The following is a 25,744-nucleotide window of genomic DNA, read 5'->3' as shown; positions in this document are numbered from 1 at the left end:
GATTTTCAACCATCAAATTAGACATTTTTTCTCTCTCCTTTGCCATTTCACGCTATTTCTACTCTTTTATTTTTATGTAATTCAGCCAATATTTCTTGTACTTTCGACACCGTTCCCTCATCAAAATATTGTTGAAATTCTTCCATATTATTTAAATACAAACGTTTTTGCGCACGAAGCTCCTTATCTTTCACTAAACAACATATCGCTACAATATCACGCAAATATATGTTTTGTTCTTCTACTTTATACACTGGATTTCCTTCAAAAGGAGTAATTTCTTGTAAAACTTCTTCAAAATATCGAACGTATAAAACCGAAAAAGTTTTCTCTTTACCATTTAATATATATGTCACTTCAGATCTGTTAAAAAAATCTTCTGATGTATTAGGTTTCGCTTTTTCTAACTCATATCCTACGTAACCTTTTATAATCATATACTCCCCTCCCCCTCTTTCATCTTATTCTAACTTAATTTTCTGATAAACAAAATATTCTTTTAAATATACCTATATAAAAAATAGCTCGCCTATACAGGAATTTACCTTTTTATTTTTCTTGAAGTTTGTCATAATAATATTATTGTCTCAGTTTTCTTATACAAGGAGAGTTGTATTTATGTCGTTTTCATGGAAACGTTTCTTACAAATCGGGAAAATTGTCTTCCCATTTGTTGTATTAACAATTGTATTCTTTCAAGCAAAAAAAGAATTAGCGGGCATTTCTTTTTTAGAAGCGATTGATACAATTAAAAACATTCCAACTGGAGGAGTCTTTTTAGCAATTACACTTGGTGCATTCGCTGTATCAACAATGTTCTTTTATGACTATGTTATGCTTCGTTACTTAAAAGCTGATATCCCTGTCCAAAAGATTTTCCGTATCTCGTGGATTGCTAATACTTTAAATGGATTTATCGGGTTTGGTGGTCTTGTTGGAGCCGGCGTACGCACAATGCTTTATCGTCCATATATAAAAGAAAATGGAAAACTTATTAAAAGTATCGCTTGGATGACAACTGCCTTTATTAATGGATTAGCCATTCTTTCATTTCTTGGTCTCATCGGAATATTAGACACGAGATTTATTTTGCATGAAAAACCATGGCTATGGCCTGTTCTTATCTTCTTCGCTCTTTTCGTCCCTATATATATCGGATTTTCTAAATTAAAAAATAGAAAAGCGACGCAAACAGAGGAACAAGAAGAAGAGGAGAAAAATCCAACTGTTTTATACTCATTAGTTTCATTAGTCGAATGGGTATCTGCTGGTATTGTTATGTACGTCATATTACTATTATTTGGCATTGAAATCGAATTCCAAAAGTTTTTAGGCGTATATGTTATTGCTGCTTTAGCTGGTGTCGTTAGTCTTGTTCCTGGTGGCCTTGGATCATTTGATCTTGTCTTCTTAACTGGGCTTGGGCAATACGGCATCGATACAGGTGTTTTACTCCCTGCTATGTTATTATATCGTCTCGTCTATTACATCTTGCCCTTCTGCCTTGGTCTCATTTTTGCAGCTTTTGAAATGACAGGAGTAGCCATTAAAAAGTTTGAAGATAAACCTTTTATTGCGCCTGCATTAGAGACAACTGGTGTTATATGGACTTTGCAGCGTGACTTTCTAGGAAAGTTAGGTTCTTGGGCGTCTGCTGCTTTAACAGTATTTGCTGGCTTAATGGTTATTTTATCAACCATTCTACCGACAAGTATAAATCGGGCACACGCCTTACATATTCTAGCTCCAAAACATCTTATTCAATTTTCTTTTAGCTTATCGCTAACATTCGGTATTCTCCTCCTCATTCTTTCGCGAGGGATATATTACGGAACAAAACGTTCTTATTATATGACAATTGTTTCTTTAATCGGAGCGGCTATTTTTAACACACTAAAAGGAATTGATGTTGAAGAAACTTTTATTTTATTAATCGTACTCGCTGTATTGTATATGCTTCGTAAAAGGTTTGTACGTGAGAAAATGGAAGTCTCACTTTCCGATATCGTAAAAGTTTTTATATTCCTACTTGTAACGTTATATTTATATAAAAACTTAGGTATTTTATTTGCAGGTGCAAAAGAAGCTTTCAAACCTGATTTTGTTGTTCGTAATATTACACAAGTGAAACGAAGTGCATTAGCAGCTGCCTTTTTTGTTCCTACTTTTTTACTAATTGGTTCACTCATTGCAAATCGTTATCGAAATGAATTTCCCGGGCAACCAGCTAATGATAAAAGATTACAAAACTTCTTAGATGAACATGGTGGAAATGTACTTAGTCATTTAGGTTTTTTAGGAGATAAACAGTTCTTTTTCAGTAGTGATGGAAAAGCACTCATTCTCTTCTCAATAACTGGAAAACGACTTATTGTACTAGGTGATCCAATTGGGGACCCTTCCTCCTATCGTACTGTATTGCAAGAGTTTTTAGCTGAGGCTGATCGATTTGGATACATTTGTGTATTCTATCAAATTGAAAGTAAATGGATGAGTTTATACCACGATTTTGGTTATAACTTCTTTAAGCTTGGTGAAGAAGCTGTTGTTGATTTAAATACCTTTACAATAACAGGAAAGAAACGCGCTGGCATGCGAGCTACTTTCAACCGTTTTGAAAGAGAAGGCTATACATTCTCTATTCATGAGCCACCTTTCTCCGACGAATTATATGAAGAGTTAAGAAAAGTTTCAGATGCATGGCTTGGTGGAAAAAAAGAGAAAGGTTTTTCACTCGGATACTTCGATCGTGAATATATTAGTCGCGCTCCTATCGCAACATTATCTGATTCGGATGGAAAAATTATTGCATTCACAACATTCATGCCTGTATATCAAAACGGATCATTATCTGTCGATTTAATGCGATATTATCCAGATGCGCCTAGCGGCATTATGGACGCAATTTTCATCCACTTATTCCAGTGGGCAAAAGAAAATGAATACCACTCCTTTAATATCGGTATGGCACCACTTTCAAATGTTGGTTTATCCACACAGTCTTTCTGGTCTGAACGAGTGGCTGCTGCAATCTTTAATAACGTTCGTTATACGTATAGTTTCAGCGGATTACGACATTTTAAAGAAAAATATAAACCAGCATGGAGCGGTAAATATTTAGCATTTAGGAAGAATCATTCTTTACCAATTACAATGCTCTCTGTAACAAAATTAATAGGAAAAAGAAAAAACAGCTAAATTCTTAGCTGTTTTTTCTTTTTTGAACTTGTACAATAAATTCTTTTTCATACTTCTTACCATTTATATAGAAATTCCCCCACATTTTATACGTGCCCTCGGCAGGAAATGTAATTCGGTATTGTAATTGTTCATCAGTATCTACAGGCATAGCGTATAAAAAATTCTCCTTCGTTTCATCCACTATATAGAGTGACTCTACTTCTCCTCTCTCTGAATGCAATTTCAATTTTTCACCCTTTTTCGCTTGAAACTGAAATGTTAATGTAACTGGTTCATTCGGATGTAATGCGCCAAATAAAAGAGAAACTTCATACTCTCCTATTTTTTTTGTAAGTACACTGTCGATTGGAAATTTCACTTTTTTCTTATTGTTCTCCTCTTTCGTTCTACCAAAATTCTTCCTAGCGAATGACTCTACGGACTTATTTTTGTCTTCGTATAAAAATATTGTATATTCTTCGTCTTTCGCTATTTTGGAAGATAACTTATATGACCCGTTCCCTGCAAATGTGGGTTTAATTTGTTGTATGTTTTTTAACTGTCCATCTACAATCACTGCCCGCATTTGATCATTTACACCACGAATTTCATTATTCTTGTTGTTTAACAACTGAAATACAATATCTACTTTCTCATTTCCCTTTCCATTTGAAACACCCCACTTTACTTCCTGAACATCTCCTACAGTCTCTTCGTTTTCTTGATATTTTTTTATGTAAAATCCTCCTGCCACAATAAGTACTAACGCAATAAGCCCGATGACAAGATTTTTCAAAACATCACCTACCATTTTTATTGTCTCTATTCATACAAAACTTCTTAAGATATATATTCTAGATTATGATTTATGAAATCCTCCTATTTTGCACATATTACAAATAATAAAAAGATTTTAATTGAAAGGATTCGTAGTGTATAATGCAAATGATATTGATTTCTATCAATACATTATAAGGAGGACTTTTTTATGAGTGTACATATCGAAGCAAAACAAGGTGAAATCGCTGAATCTATTCTATTACCTGGTGATCCATTACGTGCAAAATATATCGCTGAAACATTTCTAGAGGACGTTACTTGCTATAATAATGTGCGTGGTATGTTAGGTTTCACTGGAACTTATAAAGGAAAACGTGTATCTGTTCAAGGTACAGGTATGGGTGTTCCTTCTATTTCTATTTATGTAAACGAATTAATCCAAAGCTACGGAGTTAAAAATTTAATTCGCGTTGGAACTTGCGGTGCAATTCAAAAAGATGTAAAAGTTCGTGATGTTATTATCGCAATGACGGCTTGTACTGATTCTAATATGAACCGTTTAACATTCCCAGGATTTGATTTTGCACCAGCTGCAAACTTTGACCTTTTAAAGAAAGCTTATGATGCTGGAACTGAAAAAGGATTACACGTTCGTGTCGGTAACGTTTTAACAGCAGATGTGTTTTATCGTGAAAGCATGGACATGGTTAAAAAACTTGGAGATTACGGTGTATTAGCAGTAGAAATGGAAACAACTGCTCTTTACACATTAGCAGCGAAATACGGTGTAAATGCATTATCTGTATTAACAGTTAGCGATCACATCTTCACTGGCGAAGAAACAACATCTGAAGAGCGTCAAACTACATTTAACGAAATGATTGAAATCGCTTTAGATGCAGCAATTCAACAATAATACACTAAAGAACTTGTCATACGTCTGGCGAGTTCTTTTTATGTGACTTTTTATAAATAACTACTTTATAAAGAGACAGATTTCTCCCCTCTACTTTCTTGTAACGTTTGTTATAATAAAGTGAAACTTTAATCAGTGGAGGTTTTTTCCATCCCCCACTGATTATTAGTTGAACCAATCGGATTTTACGGGCAATTGATTTCCCACTTAACTCCCTTGTATTCGCCGAATTTTGAAGTGGGAGTCTTATTGCCCGTTAAAGCGGGATAAAGAAATCATTTACAGTATTTCTCATAAGAGGTGACGTAGTGAAAAACAGAAGTATCGTCTTTAAACTATTTTTATTAACATCCACTTTATTTACAATCATATTCCTACTTTTTTTCCTAGGACAATCTCTATTTTTAGAGAAATTTTATATTAATAAGAAAGTAAAAACAGTCCAAACTGCTTTTGAAAAATTCGTAGATAATTATGATAAAAGTGATAAAAGTTATGAGCAGGTTAGAAAACTAAAACAAGAATTTCATGATAAAACAAATGCCGATATGCAGTTTTTGGACTCTAACGGTATTATTAAAAGCGATAACAATTACTATATCGATGTATTTAATCCCAACAATAATAAACAGTATTCCATTCCACTCAATAATCTTTTAACACCAGAAGAATATAATAAATTCGAAAATTTAGGTTTAAAAAAAGATGTAATAATCAATGTTGATGGAGTCGTGCAAGAGAATAATATAATCACACCACAAAAATTAGGAACGAATTATAATCAATGGCAAAACGAACATTTCTATTCGGATTTTCAGTCAATTAATGGTAACCCTTCTAAGAACAGACTTGCAAGCCGATACAAATCTACAACTCGAATCGTCTTTACAGGTGTTATAACTAAGTTACAGCTCCCATCCAAAGCTGAGGTTCGTCTTGCAAATGATATTGAAACATTACAAGCCGTTCAATATTTTGCAGATATGATTAGAGAGGGAACTTCTAACTCGAACCAATTAAGTACTTTCATATTAGATGGCGGAGAAAATATAAAAAATAGTATCTTTGTAAAACCGATTATAGAAAATGGAAGGATTACAGAATACGCTTTTGCGATAGCATCTTTGCAGCCTGTTAATGAAGCGATGCTCGTTTTAAAAGATTATTATGTCTATGCCTTAATCATCGTGTTTCTCGTAATTATTTTGTTATCCTTCTACTACTCAAAAATCATTGTTAAGCCATTAATTAAAATAAATCGTGTTACAAAAAAAATGGCTAATTTTGATTTCAGCGAGAAATTACCTGTTACAGCTGACGATGAAATTGGCGGGCTTTCTGGCAGTATCAATACATTATCTGTAAATTTAAAAGATCGAATCGATCGATTAAATGTTGCTAATACAAAGTTACAACAAGATATTGAACGTGAACGTCAATTAGAAAAAACAAGAAAAGAATTCATTTCTGGCGTATCACACGAATTAAAAACACCGCTAAGTGTAATTAGAAGTTTTGCAGAAGGAATTAAAGATGGTGTTAGTAAGGATACTTCGTATTATACTGATGTTATTTTAGAAGAAACAGAAAATATGAACAGGCTGATTGTTGAAATGTTAGAATTAGCAAAGTTGGAATCTGGTACTTACAAACTAGATATGACGACGTTCTCAATCGGTGAATTAACGCAACAAGTCTACACAAAATTATTATTTAGCATGGAAGAAAAACATTTACAAGTGAACATCGATGCAGACCCTTCTATACTTGTTACAGCAAATCGCAGTCGCATTGAGCAAGTAGTTGTGAACTTACTAAGTAATGCAATCCGTTATACGCCAGAGGGAGAAAAAATACAAGTCTCCATTATAGAAGCAGAAGATACCGTAAAAGTCGAAATTGAGAATACAGGAAACCCTATCCCTGAAGAAAGTCTTGAAAAAATTTGGGATCGCTTCTATCGTCTAGATGCATCACGTAGCCGTCACACTGGAGGTACCGGTCTCGGATTATCTATTGTAAAAAACATTTTAGACCTACATCATGCCGAGTATGGTGTGTATAATACGACTAACAGTGTTGTATTCTATTTCAATTTACAAAAAGTAAAAGAAGTCAAATAATTTGTCTTAATTTCACTAGGAGTTCACATGAAATTCACACTCTCCCTTTATAGTAAGAAACAAGTTAATCCTTTCCTTTACACATATAAAAGAGGAGAGTGCGTGAAATGAAACAAGCAGGACAACCTATTCAAAATGAAAAACAATTAGAAACTATCAAAAATATACTTTTACAATCTTCGAAACGTGATGGCTTATTATTCGTATTAGCTGTAAATTCTGGCTTAAAAGTAAGTGAAATCTTACAATTAAAAGTTAGTGATGTAATCGATGAAAATGAAAATGTTCGCCATTCCATTTTATTTTACAATGAAAAAGTGAAGAAACATAAATGGTTTGCTGTAAATGAAGACTTACAGCACGCAATCGAAGACTACATGAAAGAACGTAAAACTTGGAAACGTAATGAACCATTGTTAAAATCTCAAAAAGGAACAAAATCTATTACGAGACAACATGCATGGTACATTTTAAACAAAGCTGCAAAAGAAGTTGGATTAGAAGGGATTAGCTCACATACACTTCGAAAAACTTGGGGATATTGTGCATACAAATCAGGTGTTGATATTGCGTTTTTACAACACTTCTTTGATCACAGTACTCCATCAAAAACTTTAAAGTATATCGGTATTGCTTAATAACTCTTATACATAAAAAAGGTTACCATTTTAAAATTTGGTAACCTTTTTTATATTTCATATTCTCTTTTCTTGTCTCTCCTATACTGTAGTGGTACTCTAGTAATAAGGGGGAGAAATTATGAACACACTTACAATTGAATTACCAAAAGAAACGGCTGAAAAACTTGATTTATTAAAACAAGCTTATGAAAAGAAAACAGGTGCTTCTATCTCTGAGAGCACTCTCGTTCAAACACTTATCTCAAAAGAATTTATCCAAGCGATAACTCCTTTTGATTTACAACAATTCGTCAATGGAAAAGAACAGCATTAATCGCTGTTCTTTTTTTATCTCTATTTAAAATACACAAAGTTTTTTATATATTTTTAGAAAAACCATTGACAATGATAATGATAACCATTATCATTTATTATGAAGCCAACAATTGATGAATCAACCAAACGCTCAGTAACATTGTTACCCCTCTTTTTCATATAGAAAGGCACTGTACATTCCCCCTGTTTGTACAGTGCCTTTCTTGTTTATTATCATTCAAAAAAATTTAATTGCTCCGGCTTCGGCTCACCATATGTAATGTTCATCATTTTCATAAGCTGTTTCGCATTATCTGCTGCATCCCCACCTGAATTGTTGTTAAACAGTACGTATATATCCTTTGTTTTCTTTTTTAATTGCTCTAGTCGTTCAACCCATTCTTCGAGTTCTTTATTGTTGTAGCGATATAAACAGCGAACCGCTCTCCAATTTTCCCCTTTATCAAGCCAACCATGAACATTTCGACCGTGAAAACGTATTAATGCCATGTCTGAATTCGTAACCTCTAACACGAGTGGCACAGAACCTATCCCAGCCTGTGGTTCATCACAAATTGTATGAATCCATTTCTCCTGTTCTAGAAACTGTAACGTCTTATCTCTCATTTCTGGATAAAACCATGTTTGATTTCGAAATTCTATTGCACATGGTAAACCTTCCATTTTTTCTTTCGTATATCGAAGAAAATCTACATTTTTCTTTTTGCAATCAAACCATGGTGGATATTGAAATAAAATTGTTTTTAATTTATCAGCTTCTATTAAAGGAAGAATAGACTGTTTATACACATCAAACATCTCATCGAACGTAGAAAAAGGAATTTCACCTTTCATATGTCCTGTCATTCCTTGATACGCTTTTACGATAAAAGAAAAATCTTTCGGCGTTTCCATTGCCCATTTTATATAATTTCGTGCAGGTTGCATCGCGTAAAATGAACTATCCACTTCCACAATAGGAAAATACTCGCTGTATGTTCGTAATTTATTTCTATTTTCATAGGGATTTATGTATAAAGAATCATGATCTCCCCATCCTGTCACTCCAATAAACAGCACATATACCCCTCCCTTTTTAACTTCATCTTCTATTCACTTTGCATCATGTAGCCTTTTCTTTAAGGGTATCCTTATAAAAATATGATATACTATATGGAAGAATTTTTAAAATGAGGGGTTATTTATTTATGCTTCCAAACGATGCTACTGTATCTCATGAAAAACGAATTGAAGAACTAAAAAATAAAGTACGTTTTTATGAAGAACTTGTGAATCAATTACCACATCATTTCACATACAAAAATCCACATATTGGTTTACAAATAAAGAAAACTAGAACGACTCATTCCATTCAAGAAATACCAAAAGAGAATAAAGAGGCTCATTTTCAACTTACTTGTGATTCATTATTTTTATTTGAACAACTTGAAAAACACTTTGTACATATTTTTGATGCCTTTTCACATCATGTAACCTTTATCGATAGTAAAGGGAATATTACTTTATGTAATCAAGTTGCTGCAGATGATTTCGGTATAATACGAAATGATATTATCGGAAAACCGATTCAACAATTACTAAACTTGCCGGAAGAAAAAATTAAAGCGATTGAAACATTAAAAACGGGAACAGAAATATATAATGAAGAAGTTTTAGACAAAAACTATGGCATTATAAATAACCGAATTATTCGCGATTATAACGGGGAGATTTTTAGAGTTATTAGTGTCTTTCATTATTTAAATACAGAACGTGATGCAGAGAAGTTTTCGTTAGCAGGGCGAATCGCAGCTGGAATTGCACACGAAGTACGAAATCCTCTTACAACAGTACGAGGATACTTACAATTTTTACAAGAAAGCGTTTCTCCATCAAATAAAGAGTTATTTAAAAACTTGCTTATCCCTGAATTAGATCGTGCAAATAATATTATTACAAAATTTTTAGCCATTTCAAAAACACGGGAATTTACAAGAGAACCGTTTCCCATCAATACATTTTTACGTGACTATATTCAACAGTTACTAGCTAGTGAAGTTTCCTTGCATAATATTTCAATTGATTATAACTTCTCTAATGAATTAGATGATATTTTAGTCAATATTGATCGACATGAACTTGTTCAAGTGTTTTTAAATCTATTTCAAAATGCCGTCGATGCTCAAGGCGACAAACCTCTTTCTATTCAAATTACTAGTTATCGCCTTAATAACTTCGTTCGGATTACTTTCACAGATAATGGAATTGGTATTCCTCCAGCTATTCAAGAATATATCTTTGATCCATTCTTCTCAACGAAGGATTCGGGAACAGGACTAGGCTTGTCAGTAACCAAAAAAATCATCCAAAATCATAACGGCACATTAAAAATGACTAGTAATGAAGATGGTACAACTTTCACTATTTCAATTCCAATCTTACCTAAAACAACCCTTGAAAAATTAAATCAATGTAAATAAAGGACTAATCCACGAACTACATGCCAATTGTTAAACACTCCCAACAATTAGCATGTAGTTTTTTATGTTGCACTTTTCTTCTTTACATTATATAAACCTTTCTCTATATCTTACTTATTTCTTTCTAGGTGGGCCAATTTCTTATTTTTTTAGAAATGGTAGTTTGTCCATCACGAATTTAGTATAAATTTCATTTTAATATATAGTAATGACTAATGATTCTATGAAAGAAAAGAATGAAAAGATGAACAATAAAAATAAAGGAAAAGTATTTTATGGTAATGATTGTTGCGAAGTAAGAGCATATAGCCATATTAACATCCCTAAGTCCGAACTTACAGAATTTGTTAGACTTCTTCAAGCTCTTGGTCAAGCTATTCTAGTTCAATATGGATCTGATTGCCTAGGCGGAGGAACTACGGGGACTACTGGTGCTCAAGGGCCTCAAGGCGCTCAAGGACCTGCGGGCGATACAACTGCGACACTATCTGCCTTCCGAATTTACTAACCACAATTTCCGAAAATATTTTGGGAGGACTAAGCACATTTATAAGTAATAGATGTGATTTTGATTGTCTATTAAATCTCTCTTTTAATAAAAAGGAGCACTTGTTTGGGAGGATAAGTGCTCCTTCTTTACGTTTCTTTACCTCAAATTTACTCTATCTTAATCCTCTTTTTGTATGATAAATAATGAAGTCAAAGATATGAAAGAGGGATGAAAATGAGAGTTATGTCACTAATACGCATTTGGTTTGCTCTTATGGTATGCATTATTTTATGTGTAGGATTTTTTTTAACTCTAAAATATTCCACTATATCAAAAGCAGAGAGAAAAACTGTTCCATACAAACTTTTGTATACAAAACAAAGCAACATCCCTTATTCCAATGCAACAAATAATGAAAAAAAAGTTATAAAAGGAATGCTTATTACGAAAGCTTCTAGTTCCGAGGCGTTACTCCAAATCGCTGAAACGATTAAAGATCAGTATACAAATAAAAAAATCGATGAAATTACACTTTCTATCCACAATGAAAATAATGGTAATTACGAAGAAGAATTGCCTTACGAACCTATTAGTAAAGGCAAAATAATCGTCACATACGATTCCGAATCCTTTGGCAGTACGAATATTGTACTTAATGAGTAATATCATGTATCTCAACGGATATAGATTAATAGCTAATTAAGATAGACAAAAATCTCTACCGATTAAAATTTTATTTTGTTTTCATACAAAGAAAGAGGCGAATTTTTTTATTCGCCTCTTTCTTTTACCAAAATGAAGGAATCCATTCTTTCACTTTATCAAGCCACTCTTGTTGCTCTTTTTTTCTTTGTTGTTCCTCTTCTTTCCTTCTCTTCTCTTCTTCTTTTCTTCGTTTTTCTTCTTCTATTGTAGTCAATTGTTTTTTATAATCAGCCTCAGATATGAGCGATAACTGAAATGCTTTTTGAGCTGGATTTGCGTTCGCTTTTTTCATAATATCCCGGAACATTGTCGTCGTAATTTGACTACCACCCGGAACATAATGATCGCTATCTGTTTTATCATATCCTACCCAAATCGCACCTACCAAATCTGGTGTGTATCCAACAAACCATGAATCCTTTGCGCCGGTGCTTGGGCCATTTACAATTTGAGTAGTTCCTGTCTTACCGGCCGTATCAACATTATTAACTTTCGCCTTTTCGCCCGTTCCCTTTTCGACAACGCCTTTTAATAAATATGTCATCTTTTGAGAAATTTTCTCGCTTGTCACTCGTGTCTCTTTCTTATACCACTTTCCAATCGTTTCACCTTCCGCATTTTGTATCTCTCTAATCGCATGAGCTTCCACTTGAACACCATCATTTGCAAATGTACTATACGCTTGAGCCATTACAAATGGGGATGTTCCTACATGCATACCGCCTAAAGCGATTGGATACGTACGATCTTCTGGCACTAATGGAATACCAAATCGCTCTAAAGATTTCAATCCTTTATCTAATCCAATCTGTTCCAATAGCCAAACAGCCGAAACATTGTACGACTTTGCCACAGCTTCATACATTGTCACATCACCGTGAAAAGTATGATCGCTATTTTGTGGTTTATATTCTTTAATATTAAATGGTTCATCTTTCAATATATCGTATACTTCATACCCTTGCTCTAACGCGGGTACATATACAGCTAAAGGCTTTAACGTTGAGCCAGGTTGTCTTTTTAATTGGGTTGCATGATTAAACTGTAAAAACTGATACGGTCCTCTCCCTCCAACTAAAGCTGGTACACCACCTGTTTTTGGATTCATAAGAACTACACCCGTTTGCATCAGTTGGTCTGAGCCATTATCTTTGAAATAACTATCATTATTCACAACGTCTTCTACAGCCTGTTGTTTTTTCGGGTCAAGCTCTGTATAAATACGATAACCACCCGCTAAAATTTCATTTTGTGTCAATTCGTACTTGTCCATTGCTTCTCTAACAATATAGTCTACATATTGAGAATATTTTCCCTTGTATTTATCATCCACACCACGTTTTAATACAAGACCGCTCTCTTTTTCTTTATTATACTGTTCGTCAGAAATATACCCTTGCTCTTTCATTAAGCTTAATACGACATTACGTCTTTCAATTGACTTGTTAAAGTTTTTATAAGGTGAATATGCAGATGGTGCTTTAATTAAGCCTGCAATCGTTGCAGCTTCTGAAATTGTTAAATCTTTTACATCTTTATCAAAATAAGATTTTGCTGCCCTTTTTATACCCCAAGCACCTTCCCCAAAATAAATTTGATTCATATACATTTCAATAATTTCATCTTTTGTATAAGTACGTTCTATTTTTTTTGTTAAAAAGTATTCCTTTATTTTACGAGAAAATGTACGATCTTGTGTCAGAAATACATTCTTCGCAAGCTGCTGTGTAATTGTACTTCCCCCAGCTACAACTTCTCCTGCTGTAATATTTTTAAAAACCGCACTTATAATTCCACTATAATAAATACCATGATGGTTAAAAAATTCCTTATCTTCTACTGCAACAATTGCCTGAACCATAATATCAGGAATATCTTTTCTTTTAACGCCTTCTGTTTTCGAAGAAGCTAATTTAGTTGCGACCTCATTATTTGCATCATAAATTAAAGTCGGTTGTGGAACAGCTTGTTTTAGTTCAGATATGTCTTGAATGGAAATAATTATATTTACAGCAATAAATAGAGTAACGAATACACTTCCCAATACAATTAATGAATTACGAAGTTTCTTCCTCTTATTGAACCACTCAAGCATTTTTTTAAAATGAGTGTTCTTCAATTTCATTCGTTCACTTCCTTCATTTATTTACACTCTTCTTTTTAAAAGGAAGAATATACCGCCTTTTAAATTTATTATAATAACGTAGTCATTCCTATAGTGTAAAGCTTTTCTTTTACATTCATACTTTTTGCAAGAAAAGGACATTCTACAAGTAAGATATTCACTATTGGATATTAATATTATTAATAGAACAACGAGAGTTATGTTAAGTTTTTGTAAACTTTTCGATAAAATGTTTTAAAAAACGACAGTTTTTTGTTAGAATTGATTAGCCAATATATTTTACATATATTACTTTTGTGGGGGTAACAATAATGGTCTTTAAATCAAAAAAAGATAAATTTTCTGAAATGTTAATGAATGTTTCCGAAAATTTAAAAGAAGGCGCGCAGTTTTTCGTGGAGTATAAAATTAAAAATGCTAGCGATTTAAAAGAGTTTTCTATGCGCATGAAAGAGTATGAGTCAAAAGGTGACTCATTTATTCACGAAATCATTATGGAGTTAAACAAAGCGTTTATCACTCCGATTGAGCGTGAGGACATCCTACAACTTGCAATGAGTATGGATGATGTATTAGACGGATTAGATCACAGTGCTGGTCTGTTCGAAATGTATTCTATTACAGAAGCTGATGAATACATGATTAAATTCGTAGAAGCAATTAATCAATGTGCGATTGAGATTGCAAACTCTGTTGAATTAATGTCTAACAAAAAATTAGTCGACATTCGTACAAATGCGATTAAGATTAAGGATTATGAATCACAGTGTGATGATATTCGCCGTCATGCGATTAAGAACTTATTCTCTCGTGAAAAAGATCCGATTAAGATTATTCAATTTAAAGAGATTTACGAAGAGCTTGAAGAAGTAGCTGATAGCTGTCAAAGCGTTGCAAACGTATTAGAAACAATTATTATGAAGAACGCGTAAGGAGTTTGATCATGGATACACTCTTGATACTGACCGTTTTAGTAGTCATTTGCGCTTTAGCTTTTGACTTTATCAATGGATTTCACGATACAGCAAACGCTATTGCAACGGCTGTTTCAACGAAAGCTCTAAAGCCTAGACATGCCATTATTATGGCGGCTATTATGAACTTTTTGGGCGCAATGACATTTACAGGTGTAGCAAAAACGATTACAAAAGATATCGTTGATCCATTCGCCTTACAAAATGGTTCTCTTGTAATTTTAGCTGCTTTGCTTGCGGCGATAGCTTGGAACTTAATTACTTGGTACTACGGTATTCCAAGTAGTTCTTCGCATGCAATTATCGGCTCAATCGCAGGTGCAGCAATTGCGGCCGCTGGGATTAGCTCGCTAAATCTTAAAGGATTTATTAAAATTATTGAAGCTTTAATCATTTCACCGATTATCGCTTTCGTTATTGGTTATACCGTATACAGTATTTTTAAAGTAGTATTTAAAAACTTTAACTTAACAAAAACGAATAAGAACTTCCGTATATTCCAGATTTTCACTGCAGCATTACAAGCCTACACACACGGTACGAATGATGCACAAAAAGCAATGGGAATCATTACGATGGCACTTATGGCTAATAACTATCATACTTCTAGCGATATCCCGTTCTGGGTACAATTATCTTGTGCTATCGCAATGGGGCTTGGTACTTCTGTCGGCGGATGGAAAATTATTAAAACTGTCGGTGGACAAATTATGAAAATTCGTCCTGTAAATGGTGTAGCTGCCGATTTATCATCATCACTTGTTATTTTCGGTGCAACATTCATTCACTTACCGGTTAGTACGACGCACGTTATCTCTTCTTCTATTTTAGGGGTTGGTGCTTCTCACCGTGTGAAAGGGGTAAAATGGGGAACTGCAAAACGTATGTTAATTACATGGGTTATTACACTTCCTATTTCAGCTTCTTTAGCTGCTCTGTTTTACTACCTATTACATTTTGTTTTCTAATCAAAAGTCGTCTTCCTTATTTTTCTAGGAAGACGACTTTTTTGTGAACAAGCCTATTTCTCATTAAAAAGCGTGTATAATAATTGGTGGATAAGTTATTTAGAGGAGTTGGCAATTTTGGAATACATCATGTTACTTTTCATCGGACTAATCGCCGGAACAGTCGGCAGCCTAGTTGGGCTTGGAGGCGGAATTATTATTGTTCCGTTATTAATTGGATTACACAGTTTATCACCACAACTTGCAGTAGGGACTTCCATGGTAACAGTCGTTTTCACAGGACTATCTTCCACCCTTACTTACATGAAGCATAAGCGAGTAGATTATAAAAGTGGACTTATTTTATTTATCGGAAGCGGCCCTGGTGGTATTATCGGATCATGGGCAAATAAATTTTTAAACCAAGACACATTTTCTTTATACTTTGGGATTTTCCTTATATTCGTCTCAATTCTACTTATGCTTCGAGACAAATTAAAACCTCTTTCCCTCTCAAATACGTCTGTAATTAAGCGTTCTTTTACAGATAATGATGGAAATACTGTACACTACCAATTCCCACCGTTTCTTGCTATCTTTATCGCCTTTATAGTTGGGTTTATATCTGGATTATTTGGAATTGGTGGCGGTGCCTTACTTGTTCCAGCAATGATGCTTCTTTTTGCATTCCCAGCACATATTGCAGTAGCAACTTCAATGTTCATCGTATTTCTATCAGCAATTGTAAGTTCTGCAACTCACATCTCACTTGGAAATGTCAGCTGGATTTATGCATTAATCCTGATTCCGGGTGCATGGATTGGCGGAAAAATCGGGGCTTACATTAATACAAAACTAAGTGGTAACGCCGTAATTAATTTATTACGTATTACGTTGATTATTCTTGGAACTAGATTAATCATTATTTCCCTTTTATAACGTATTCTTTTTAGAATGCGTTTTTCTTATACACATGAATATAAAAATCCTCCGAGGAGAACAAATAAAATTAAACAAACACATAATAACATATAATTTGAAATATGTACTTTCTTCAAGTTGACCACTCCTATAACTGCGACTGTTATCTTTATGATAGCGAAAAAATAGTTCACTTGCAGTTACAGAGTGCTAACAATGCAAAATCAATTATTACAAATTTTATCCTTATATTTCATTTCTTTGTATATTCTATCGATTTAATAAAAAAAGATGTCATATTGACATCTTTTTTAATGAAGAAGTGACCACCCCATGAAGTCTTCATGTACTTGGCACGCCCTCTTATCGTTTCGATCATATAATTCAGCATAGCTATCTGTTTCTTCATCATAAGCCATCGTATAAATAATTTGGCCGTCTACTTCAACGGATAAAACGACTCCACCTTTCATCTCTTCTACATGAATGATAGCATTCGCCGGAATTCTCATATCCGTCATTCTCATCGCATCTAACAATATACTAAACCCCCTACAGCGTATTCATTGCTAGTACTATTACACACTAAATAGTATACTACTGTAATAGCATACATTTCGTCAATGAAATTGCTGTTGAAATAGCATATTGTCTATATACATATACGCTAAAATAGAAGAAATAGAAACATATTAATGGGGGGCTAACATTGATTCTACACAAAGGAGATGTACTATTCCGTCAAGGCGAGGACGGTCCTTTATACTTTATAAAAACAGGCTTATTAAAAGTAGTTCGGCTAGAAGAAGACGGAACACCATTTTTATTCAACATTATTGTTCCAGGTGAAACGATACCTCATCATTCTTTAATTTCACCGAAAGAATATCACGGTACAGCTATCGCTTTAATAAAAACAGAAGTGGAACCGATCACTAGTAGTGAATGGTACGAGAGACTTCAAGCAAATCCCGAATCGTATGCTAACATCGCTATGCAATTGCAATCTAAATTAAGAATGATGCAACAACGAATTGATCAATTGACAACCGTCTCTCCGAAAGAACGTCTTCATCGTTTACAAGAATGGTTCACCCTATATTTAGGTGACATTCCTATATATGAAATATTAACACAAACCGAAATTGGTCAACTGATAGGTATACGTCGTGAAACAGTAAACCGTTTATTACGAGAACAAATAAAAAACGAGGTAAAATAAATACCTCGTTTTTTTGCTTATTGTAAGCTTGTTGCTGGGCCGAAAAATTCATAATGAATATGCTCTTGTTTCACACCTAAATCAGTTAGTGCAGCATTTATATGCTTCATAAATGCTACTGGACCACAGAAATAAAACTCTGCTTCAGTTGTCGGAATAATAGTTTTTAACCATTCACTTTCAATGAAACCTTCTTTATCAAAGTTCTTCATTTCTAAATCTTTTTCAGTCGGTGCAGAATAACAAGTATATGCTTTAACTTGTTCATATTCATTTTCTACTGCCTTAACGTCTTCTTTCATTGCATGTGTATTACTATTTATTGCTGCATGAACAAAATATACATTACGTTTTGAATCTTGCTCAATTAACGTATTTAACATACTCATCATCGGTGTAATCCCTACTCCACCACTAATTAGTACAACTGGTAATGTTGAATCCATATTTAACACGAAATCTCCCGCTGGTGCACTTACTGGTAAAACATCTCCTTCTTTTACATGTTCATGTAAGTAATTAGACACTTTACCGTCTGGTGTATCTACACCTTTTTCTTTTTTTACACTAATACGATAATATTCTTTCCCAGGAGCATCGGATAAACTATATTGACGATTATGTGTATATGTCTCACCTTCAATATTGATTTGAACCGTTACATATTGACCTGGGATGAATGAAGAAACTTTCCCTCCATCTTCAGGTTTCAAATAAAATGACGTAATAACATCGCTTTCCTTCACTTTTTTAACAATCACAAAGTTGCGGAAGTCTTTCCATCCACCTTCTTTATGTGCAGCTTCTTCATACATCTCTGCTTCAATGCTAATGAATGCATCAGCAATGACACCATATGCTTCTCCCCATGCATTTAAAACTTCATCAGGTGCACCTGCGACCTCTTTAATGGCACGTAGTAAACATGTACCTACAATCGGGTAATGCTCTGCTTTAATACCTAAACTTCTATGCTTATGACCAATTTGTTTTACAACTGGAATAATAGCTTCTAAATTATCAATGTACGTTGCAGCTGCATAAACAGCATTCGCTAACGCTTGTTGTTGTCTTCCCTTTTTCTGATTTGTATGGTTGAAAATATTCAATAACTCCGGATGTTCCGAAAATAAAATTTCGTAAAATCTCGTTGTAATTTCAACGCCTTTTTCTTGTAATAATGGTACTGTTGACTTTACGATTTCAATTGTTTTTGCACTTAACATTGTATCCCACTCCTCTATTTCCTTAACTGTTTTTAGTTTAACTGAATCTTATAATGCAGATTGTGATTTTAATCACTATTAACACGGTGTTTTTGTGAATAATATATGAACATTGTATTTACAAAAGAAAATAAGCTAACTAGAATTCTAGCTAGCTTATTATTTTGTTTGTATAGCTTGTTCAATTACTTTTATATCTTTCCCATCGCCAAACTCCGTATATCCCCAGATATTCGTTTCACCTCTATATTTATTTACGATAATATCCAAGTCATGATATACACGGTGGGCATACACTACATACTCAATATTTTGAAGTTCCACACCTTTTTTTACAATTTCATAGCTTCTATTTACATCGCGTTTTATTTTTTCATTCTTTATTTCCATGTGTATATTTTTTAAAGATTGTTCTTGCTGTTGAAACCATTGCTTAAATTGATTCCAATCCCCGTCTGTATAATTCTCTGCTTTACCGTAATTTAAGAAATTATTATAGCTTTCATGTGTCATTCGAATAAAATTTAGCACTTTTGTCTCTTCTTGCACATCTTCTATTTGAGCTATTGTATTTACCTCAGCAGGCTTATTCGCATAATGTAACAGCACTTTCATAAGACTATAGCTTGCAATGATCATCACGATAATAATCCCGAATACACTTAACAATTTCTTCATATACAGAACTCCTTCTCTACTAAAAATATTACAATGTATGACTATACTTGTAACTTTCTCTCGTAGAAATATAATTCCTGTATAAATTCTTCCTATCATTTCGACAATATTTTTCTATACATTTCTCGTTGGCAAATGTTCTTGTAAAACAATATATCCTTCATAAGCTGTGTAACCGAGTATAGCCATTAATCCGATATAACAAGCAAATACTGTCCATTTCGTTTTCGCATCCACTTTATAATAGTTTTCTTGTTGTTCCTTTTCTGTTTTCCATTCATTTAATTTTCTTTCTGACGCTTCAAATGCTTCCCTTATGTGAATTGTATACTCATCTTTTTCATCTTCATATGGAACATAATCTAACGGTTCGAACTTCGGTAAAAGATACTCTAACACTTCCATTTTTTGAAGTTCACCTATTTGTAACTCTTTTTCCCGTTCTCTTTGTCTTAATGCATTCATCTCATGATGCATCACGTATATAGTCCGATGTACAGCACCCGTTTCTTTTAATTCCTCTTCAAGCCTAGTAACATATTCTTTCATCCCATCAATTTTATGCCCTAATTCCTTAATCGGCTCATCTCTCTTTATTACTCTATATAACTCCATACAACCGATAATAACAATAAATCCTCCCAAAATACTTTTAAAGTAAATTGAATAGCCAAGTAATAAAATAAGGCCTGCTCCCCAAATTTTAGTACTGACAACTGAAATAATTCGCCCACCATCTAGCGGCGAAACGGGAATTAAATTAAAGAAATTAATCATACTTCCAAGCAAAATAACAAGCGCCCAAAATGGCTCTTTCGTCATTATATAAAGCGGTATCGCTGGTAAAAATGACAGAAGTCCGAAAAACGGACCCATATAGGCAATGTAAGCTTCATCTTTCGCATTTTTCGGCATCTCTTTCATTCCAATAAGGGCCCCCATAAATGGAATAAAGATTGCTGGCGATGTTGGGATCCCCTTTCTTTTCGCAGCCCATAAATGGCCCATTTCATGAACAAACAACAAATAAATGAGCGCCACTCCAAATTTCCAACCATATAGAACTGCGTATGCGCCAAGCGATAGAAACATACTAAATACCGTTGAAAACTTTGCTAATTTAAAAATTGCAAATACCCACTTTAACTTAGACAGTAAAAATAGACCTATCGCAACAATAATTCCCCATAATCCTTTTTTATTATTTTTCATATTCCTCTCCTTTATCTCTCATTAATGAATCATATCATTCATCAAAGCTTGTTCTTTTCTCTATTATGACATATTTTTTTCTATTGTTAGAAATAATGTTTATATAATCCATTTTCAGCCAAAAATATAAATAAAAGGAGGTGTACACAAATGAATTTACAATCTCTTATAATAGGTGCTCTATCGTTTTTAGCTTCAACTCTTATTTTTTATACCGTTAGTTACGTACTATTATTAGATTTGTTGCCCAATCACGTATTTATTGCCCTTGTCATCCTTTCCGCTCTTATGATTTCTTTTCTTATTACACGAAAATCAATGAATGAGCCATCTACAAAAGCAAAGTAATAGAGAGGGGTGCTTTCCCCTCTCTATTATCATTTCCTAGGAAAGGTCATATAGATTTGACGAGTTTACATTCATTTCAATCCGTAAGGGCTAATTAAAGTCTCACTTTATCTTTGAAAATTCATTTTTTCACCATAATCTTTAACAATCTGAATTATATTTTGAAACACACCTATTTTTTCTTTTTCACTGTTTAATATTTTCAAATCATAATTTTCGTAATATGTTTCTAATGATTTTAATTGTGATTCTGAAGCGCTTTTTATCGGAACAGTAGCATGTAATTCATATTGCTTATACCCTTCCTTTACTTTTTCACCTAAAATCATTTCACTCTCTTTTGCTCCAATTAATTTTTGAACTTTTTCTGGAAAATTGAGTTGCAAATAATATTCTTGCTCCTTCACTAACTTATTGTATAGTGATTGTGAAATCGTATACCGTACCGTATAATTCACGTTTTGATCGCCTGTTTTAATATGAAACGCGGTAATCTGCAAATCTTTTTTTGTTACTTCCGTTAAAGGGCTTACCTGCATCTCATCTTCTTTTTGTTCTGAGACATTTGGAAATATATCCAAAAGCTTTTCCGTATCTTTTTCATTCAACATATACATAGCTTTCTTATATTGCACCCATCCTCGTCTATCTTCTCCCCTTAACCATGCATAATAAGTTTCTTTTTTCCCATCTCTACTAATTTGTATTTCATATTCAGGTTCACCGAAGCTTCCTGTTATTTCTTGTTTCTCAGCTTTATTCAAAATGTCTATTACTAACTTCGCTTCTGATTCCTGCAACTTTTTCTCTTTATGTTTTTTTTGTATAACGGTTACCCCTATTGTTTCTTTCACTTCATTCACCGTCTCTTCTACTTTTTTTGTTTCTTTTTTCGGCTCAACTTGACCACAAGCTGCTAGTAACATAACAAACAACAACACCAATACATATTTCCCTTTCAAATTAATCCTCCTCTTACGATAAGAAATCCTTATAATCTTCATACACAAAACAAAAACGTGACATCCTATTAAATACGCTATACTAATCATTGAAAGGAGGTCTTTATCATGTCCATTAATTTTCATGATGAAAATAATAAGTACACATATGCAACAAGAAACGCTCATATTTCTTGGGCTGAAATGGTAAAAAACATTACAGAAATACAAAACAAGCAAATAATTGATATCGGCTGTGGTGGTGGGATTTATACGAAAGAACTCGCTCTTATGGGAGCCAAAAATGTTGTGGGACTTGATTTTTCAAAAGAAATATTACAAGCTGCAAAAGAAAATTGTAACAACTTTTCAAACATTTCATTCATCCACGGTGATGCACATAATATCCCATACCCTAATGAAACATTCGACATAGTTATTTCGCGTGCAGTTATTCATCATTTACAAGACATTCCTACATTTTTACGTGAAGCTTCTCGTATATTAAATAAAAACGGTTTACTTATTTTACAAGATCGAACAATTGAAGATTGTACAATTCCAGGAAGTCCCGAACACATTCGCGGATATTTTTTCTCTCTATTTCCAAAACTTATTGAAATAGAGTCAAAAAGACGTCCAAAAACCAACACTATACAGACAGAATTACAAAAACATTCTCTTCATGTACTTCCCGCACAAACACAATGGGAAATACGAAAAATACATGATTCTGTAGAAGCATTATTGCAAGATTTATCTCCTCGAACAGGTCGATCTATTCTATATGAGTTAACAGATGATGAACTTTCTCAACTTCTACAACATATACAGACCGCATTACAAAACGTCTCTCCTATTATTGAAAGAGATCGATGGACAATTTGGAGCGCCATGAAGTTGTAAGGAAGGAAGCCTCACAAAATAATGTGAGGCTTCCTTTCTTTCATAATCTAATTTTGCAACACTCTTGATATCCTCCACTTCTGGCCTGTGCACTTCCACACTTCGGACATACTAAATATCTAGACTGATTTGTCAACAAACTACCTTTTTGAAAGAGTAAAACTTCTGCTTGTTTAAACGAACGCGAATAATATAACCACATAAAACCAATTATAGCAATAATGCCAAATAATACTCCCATCGCAAGCATTTCAGTCACCTCTTTTGGTTTGTTCTTTCCAGCAAGTGGATTGTTGTATTATTCTCTATAAATTCAAACAATCCCTTCTTCACTCCTATAAATATCAATTTTCTCTATAAAATTTACAATTCTCCGCAAATTTTCACTACCATTTTACAATTCATCATTTCCTTTACAACAACGAATATCACTTTCGATATTTCCGTATATAAATATATCTTTCAAAAAACATATTGACTTTCTAAAAAAAACATGCAACAATACTGTCAGAATACTTGAATAAAAATTCATTGACGAGAACGAGTACGTTATAGAACTGTTCCCCAGAGAGTTGGCGATTTGCTGAAAGCCAACGTTCAGCGCGTAACCGAAAATCATCTCCGAGAAGTAGAACCGAATGTTACAGTAAGTTCTTACCGGCCGTCCCCCGTTACAAGGAACACGTATCATGTTGTACGTTGCAAAGCCGTATACATATAGATTTATTTCTACATGTGTAAATTAGGGTGGTATCGCGGGTAAATATAACTCGTCCCTTTCTTTAGGGACGAGTTTTTTGTGTTCTTACAAATGAATAAAAAAGGAGGAAAAACAATGAACACTGTATCAAAAAAACATATTTTTTTCACGGGTCTTATGCTATTTTCTTTATTTTTTGGGGCAGGTAATTTAATTTTCCCTCCCATGCTTGGCCAAAATGCAGGTGAAAACTTTTGGCCAGCAATGATTGGATTTTTACTAACAGGAGTTGGCTTACCACTACTAACTGTTATCGCAATTTCTCTATCTGGAAATGGAATGCAGCAACTTGCAAGTCATGTTCATCCATTATTCGGAATTTTCTTTACAGTAATTGTATACATTGCTATCGGTCCATCTATGGGCATCCCACGTGTTGCAAATGTCGCTTATGAAATGGGGGTTAGTTCTTTCTTACCAGAAACAATCCGCTCTAGCAGCCTAGTGCTATTTGTATATACAATCATCTTCTTTACTATCGTATTTTGGCTGAGTTTGAATCCATCTAAACTTGTTGATCGTATTGGAAATGTATTAACACCTATTTTATTACTCTCTATTTTCTTATTGTTTGTTAAAAGTGTATTTACACCACTTGGGCAATCAGGACCAGCAATGCAAGAGTATCAAACTTCTCCAATCTTCAAAGGCTTTATGGAAGGCTACTTAACAATGGACACTATTTCAGCACTTGCATTCGGAATTATCGTTGTAAATGCAATTCGCTCTAAAGGTGTGAATGATCGTAAGTCCATTGCCATCGCCACAGCAAAAGCAGGGCTTATTGCCGCTACAGGGCTCGTACTTGTATACGGTGCACTCGGCTGGCTTGGGGCAACTAGCGTCTCGCTCGGATATGCAAAAAATGGCGGACAGCTACTTACTGTTATCGTACAACAATTATTCGGTCCATACGGTTTGCTCCTATTATCTCTTATCGTTACACTCGCTTGTTTAACGACATGCGTTGGACTCGTATCTGCGTGCAGCCAATATTTTTCAACATTATTGACTACATTTTCATACAAAACGTTCGCGAGTATCATTTGCGCATTAGGATTACTAGTTGCCAACTTAGGTTTAACGAAAATTATCGCAATCTCTGTTCCAATTCTACTTGTTGTGTATCCAATTGCGATTGTACTCGTACTACTATCATTACTTCATAAATACTTCGGTGGATATCGCTCTGTTTATGTAGGTGCTTTAATTGGAGCAGCTGTAGTGAGCGTATTTGATGGATTAAAACAAGGTGGTATTTCAGTTTCATTTATCACACCATATTTTGAATTTATCCCTTTATATAATGAAGGAATCGGCTGGCTAATACCAGCATTAGTAGGAGCTCTTATTGGTCTTGCAATGGCTAAGTTAAGCGGTACGAAAAAAGTTCCATTAGTAACCGAATCTCACGAAGTAAAAGCCTCCTAAAAAAAACTCCCAAAAGGGAGTTTTTTTACATTTGATACGCAGTATGATTAAAACTGCTTATTTTATAAGCCTTCGTATAATATTCAATATTCGTATCAACTGTTTCTACCTTGACAACATCATAGTGCTCTTCTTGCTTTACTAAAAATAAATAGTATTCCTCTGTAGCCTCAATAATCGCAATTTTATCTGTTTCAACATTATATTGTTCACAAAGCGCTTGTAATGCGTTCACATAATCCCCTAATTTTTTAGACTTATCCATTCCGAATATAGTTTGAACTAACATATACATTCTCCCCTTTATATGTACTGTTAACACCTCAACGATAACGCTTACATTATTTATCGTCAATAAAAACATTCAATAGTTTTAACGCCAAATCTATATTGTATCGAGCCAATAATCAGCGAGGAATTCCCCGCCAATTAAAGTTTCACTTT

Annotated in this window: 26 protein-coding genes and 1 other annotated feature; of the genes, 15 read left to right on the top strand and 11 right to left on the bottom strand. The window is 33.9% G+C overall.

Translation table 11 applies throughout. The features are described 5' to 3' along the window. Nucleotides 1-47 precede the first annotated feature (47 nt). Nucleotides 48-437, bottom strand: a complete 390-nt coding sequence (locus GBN78_RS10830) for a hypothetical protein (RefSeq protein ID WP_000584363.1) — start codon at nucleotides 435-437, stop codon at nucleotides 48-50. 181 nt (nucleotides 438-618) lie between these two features. Here GBN78_RS10830 and mprF point away from each other — a divergent pair, with 181 nt between their 5' ends. Continuing rightward, the gene (mprF, locus tag GBN78_RS10825; protein ID WP_000010893.1) at nucleotides 619-3,198 is read left to right on the top strand and encodes a bifunctional lysylphosphatidylglycerol flippase/synthetase MprF; all 2,580 of its coding nucleotides are present in this window, start codon (nucleotides 619-621) and stop codon (nucleotides 3,196-3,198) included. 4 nt (nucleotides 3,199-3,202) lie between these two features. Here mprF and GBN78_RS10820 read toward each other — a convergent pair whose 3' ends face one another. Then, complete coding sequence (locus GBN78_RS10820) at nucleotides 3,203-3,991, bottom strand: hypothetical protein (RefSeq protein ID WP_000232614.1); 789 nt, start codon at nucleotides 3,989-3,991, stop codon at nucleotides 3,203-3,205. Between the two features lie 177 nt (nucleotides 3,992-4,168). Between GBN78_RS10820 and deoD the strand changes: the two genes are divergently transcribed. The 4 genes from deoD to GBN78_RS10795 all read left to right on the top strand — a co-directional run bounded on the left by deoD (nucleotide 4,169) and on the right by GBN78_RS10795 (nucleotide 7,953). Further along, nucleotides 4,169-4,876, top strand: a complete 708-nt coding sequence (gene deoD / locus GBN78_RS10815) for a purine-nucleoside phosphorylase (protein WP_000110707.1) — start codon at nucleotides 4,169-4,171, stop codon at nucleotides 4,874-4,876. A gap of 308 nt (nucleotides 4,877-5,184) precedes the next feature. Next, nucleotides 5,185-6,999: a sensor histidine kinase gene (locus tag GBN78_RS10805; RefSeq protein ID WP_000797517.1), complete on the top strand. Its 1,815-nt coding sequence runs from the start codon at nucleotides 5,185-5,187 to the stop codon at nucleotides 6,997-6,999. 107 nt (nucleotides 7,000-7,106) lie between these two features. Beyond that, complete coding sequence (locus tag GBN78_RS10800) at nucleotides 7,107-7,637, top strand: tyrosine-type recombinase/integrase (RefSeq protein WP_000806236.1); 531 nt, start codon at nucleotides 7,107-7,109, stop codon at nucleotides 7,635-7,637. A gap of 121 nt (nucleotides 7,638-7,758) precedes the next feature. Beyond that, the gene (locus GBN78_RS10795; RefSeq protein WP_001094860.1) at nucleotides 7,759-7,953 is read left to right on the top strand and encodes a DUF3924 domain-containing protein; all 195 of its coding nucleotides are present in this window, start codon (nucleotides 7,759-7,761) and stop codon (nucleotides 7,951-7,953) included. Between the two features lie 215 nt (nucleotides 7,954-8,168). Here GBN78_RS10795 and GBN78_RS10790 read toward each other — a convergent pair whose 3' ends face one another. Further along, complete coding sequence (locus tag GBN78_RS10790) at nucleotides 8,169-9,014, bottom strand: DUF72 domain-containing protein (RefSeq protein WP_000897352.1); 846 nt, start codon at nucleotides 9,012-9,014, stop codon at nucleotides 8,169-8,171. A 128-nt stretch (nucleotides 9,015-9,142) separates the two neighbouring features. On the opposite strand from GBN78_RS10790, the gene GBN78_RS10785 reads away from it, so the two are divergent. From GBN78_RS10785 to GBN78_RS10775, 3 genes are all read left to right on the top strand, one after another. Then, nucleotides 9,143-10,414, top strand: coding sequence for an ATP-binding protein (locus GBN78_RS10785; RefSeq protein ID WP_097918709.1), 1,272 nt, complete (start codon nucleotides 9,143-9,145; stop codon nucleotides 10,412-10,414). A gap of 223 nt (nucleotides 10,415-10,637) precedes the next feature. Then, nucleotides 10,638-10,922, top strand: coding sequence for a hypothetical protein (locus GBN78_RS10780; RefSeq protein WP_130067364.1), 285 nt, complete (start codon nucleotides 10,638-10,640; stop codon nucleotides 10,920-10,922). A gap of 216 nt (nucleotides 10,923-11,138) precedes the next feature. After that, on the top strand, nucleotides 11,139-11,567 hold the full coding sequence (locus GBN78_RS10775; RefSeq protein WP_001265569.1) for a hypothetical protein: 429 nt from the start codon (nucleotides 11,139-11,141) through the stop codon (nucleotides 11,565-11,567). Nucleotides 11,568-11,691: 124 nt separating this feature from the next. Here GBN78_RS10775 and GBN78_RS10770 read toward each other — a convergent pair whose 3' ends face one another. Beyond that, a complete protein-coding gene (locus tag GBN78_RS10770) occupies nucleotides 11,692-13,734 on the bottom strand; it encodes a transglycosylase domain-containing protein (protein WP_000769233.1) in 2,043 nt (680 codons plus the stop codon). Between the two features lie 311 nt (nucleotides 13,735-14,045). Between GBN78_RS10770 and GBN78_RS10765 the strand changes: the two genes are divergently transcribed. From GBN78_RS10765 to GBN78_RS10755, 3 genes are all read left to right on the top strand, one after another. Continuing rightward, nucleotides 14,046-14,666, top strand: a complete 621-nt coding sequence (locus tag GBN78_RS10765) for a DUF47 domain-containing protein (protein WP_000231449.1) — start codon at nucleotides 14,046-14,048, stop codon at nucleotides 14,664-14,666. A gap of 11 nt (nucleotides 14,667-14,677) precedes the next feature. Next, the gene (locus tag GBN78_RS10760) at nucleotides 14,678-15,676 is read left to right on the top strand and encodes an inorganic phosphate transporter (protein ID WP_000380273.1); all 999 of its coding nucleotides are present in this window, start codon (nucleotides 14,678-14,680) and stop codon (nucleotides 15,674-15,676) included. 117 nt (nucleotides 15,677-15,793) lie between these two features. Then, nucleotides 15,794-16,594, top strand: a complete 801-nt coding sequence (locus tag GBN78_RS10755; RefSeq protein WP_000455762.1) for a sulfite exporter TauE/SafE family protein — start codon at nucleotides 15,794-15,796, stop codon at nucleotides 16,592-16,594. Between the two features lie 293 nt (nucleotides 16,595-16,887). Here the strand turns inward: GBN78_RS10755 and GBN78_RS10750 are convergent, their stop codons facing one another. Further along, a complete protein-coding gene (locus tag GBN78_RS10750; RefSeq protein WP_000883009.1) occupies nucleotides 16,888-17,115 on the bottom strand; it encodes a hypothetical protein in 228 nt (75 codons plus the stop codon). Between the two features lie 170 nt (nucleotides 17,116-17,285). Between GBN78_RS10750 and GBN78_RS10745 the strand changes: the two genes are divergently transcribed. Continuing rightward, nucleotides 17,286-17,798 carry a Crp/Fnr family transcriptional regulator gene (locus GBN78_RS10745; RefSeq protein WP_000600585.1) on the top strand — a complete coding sequence of 171 codons (513 nt, stop codon included), beginning with the start codon at nucleotides 17,286-17,288 and terminating at the stop codon, nucleotides 17,796-17,798. Between the two features lie 17 nt (nucleotides 17,799-17,815). On the opposite strand, the gene hmpA is transcribed toward GBN78_RS10745, so the two are convergent. From hmpA to GBN78_RS10730, 3 genes are all read right to left on the bottom strand, one after another. After that, on the bottom strand, nucleotides 17,816-19,024 hold the full coding sequence (hmpA, locus tag GBN78_RS10740) for an NO-inducible flavohemoprotein (protein ID WP_000947320.1): 1,209 nt from the start codon (nucleotides 19,022-19,024) through the stop codon (nucleotides 17,816-17,818). Nucleotides 19,025-19,183: 159 nt separating this feature from the next. After that, a complete protein-coding gene (locus GBN78_RS10735; RefSeq protein ID WP_000735525.1) occupies nucleotides 19,184-19,702 on the bottom strand; it encodes a hypothetical protein in 519 nt (172 codons plus the stop codon). A gap of 114 nt (nucleotides 19,703-19,816) precedes the next feature. Continuing rightward, on the bottom strand, nucleotides 19,817-20,914 hold the full coding sequence (locus GBN78_RS10730) for a site-2 protease family protein (RefSeq protein WP_000794488.1): 1,098 nt from the start codon (nucleotides 20,912-20,914) through the stop codon (nucleotides 19,817-19,819). A gap of 150 nt (nucleotides 20,915-21,064) precedes the next feature. Here GBN78_RS10730 and GBN78_RS10725 point away from each other — a divergent pair, with 150 nt between their 5' ends. Beyond that, nucleotides 21,065-21,262, top strand: coding sequence for a hypothetical protein (locus GBN78_RS10725; RefSeq protein WP_001053357.1), 198 nt, complete (start codon nucleotides 21,065-21,067; stop codon nucleotides 21,260-21,262). Between the two features lie 107 nt (nucleotides 21,263-21,369). On the opposite strand, the gene GBN78_RS10720 is transcribed toward GBN78_RS10725, so the two are convergent. After that, entirely contained in the window at nucleotides 21,370-22,224 is an 855-nt protein-coding gene (locus GBN78_RS10720; RefSeq protein ID WP_000677063.1) for a YhfM domain-containing protein, read from the bottom strand. A gap of 108 nt (nucleotides 22,225-22,332) precedes the next feature. Between GBN78_RS10720 and GBN78_RS10715 the strand changes: the two genes are divergently transcribed. After that, nucleotides 22,333-23,109 carry a class I SAM-dependent methyltransferase gene (locus GBN78_RS10715; RefSeq protein ID WP_000026279.1) on the top strand — a complete coding sequence of 259 codons (777 nt, stop codon included), beginning with the start codon at nucleotides 22,333-22,335 and terminating at the stop codon, nucleotides 23,107-23,109. 40 nt (nucleotides 23,110-23,149) lie between these two features. On the opposite strand, the gene GBN78_RS10710 is transcribed toward GBN78_RS10715, so the two are convergent. Beyond that, nucleotides 23,150-23,359 carry a hypothetical protein gene (locus GBN78_RS10710; protein WP_000880630.1) on the bottom strand — a complete coding sequence of 70 codons (210 nt, stop codon included), beginning with the start codon at nucleotides 23,357-23,359 and terminating at the stop codon, nucleotides 23,150-23,152. A gap of 272 nt (nucleotides 23,360-23,631) precedes the next feature. Then, nucleotides 23,632-23,890 (top strand) — a binding site (T-box leader). Nucleotides 23,891-23,944: 54 nt separating this feature from the next. Here GBN78_RS10710 and brnQ3 point away from each other — a divergent pair. After that, nucleotides 23,945-25,300 carry a branched-chain amino acid transport system II carrier protein BrnQ3 gene (brnQ3, locus tag GBN78_RS10705; RefSeq protein WP_001099143.1) on the top strand — a complete coding sequence of 452 codons (1,356 nt, stop codon included), beginning with the start codon at nucleotides 23,945-23,947 and terminating at the stop codon, nucleotides 25,298-25,300. Between the two features lie 25 nt (nucleotides 25,301-25,325). On the opposite strand, the gene GBN78_RS10700 is transcribed toward brnQ3, so the two are convergent. Next, nucleotides 25,326-25,664, bottom strand: a complete 339-nt coding sequence (locus GBN78_RS10700) for a DUF3922 domain-containing protein (protein ID WP_152127347.1) — start codon at nucleotides 25,662-25,664, stop codon at nucleotides 25,326-25,328. Between the last annotated feature and the right edge of the window lie 80 nt (nucleotides 25,665-25,744).

Origin of the sequence: Bacillus sp. B2-WWTP-C-10-Post-4 (assembly GCF_009183805.1) — a bacterium.
Lineage (GTDB): Bacteria > Bacillota > Bacilli > Bacillales > Bacillaceae_G > Bacillus_A > Bacillus_A cereus.
Note: the sequence above shows the minus strand (reverse complement) of the source record. Positions and strands in the feature narration are given on the sequence as shown.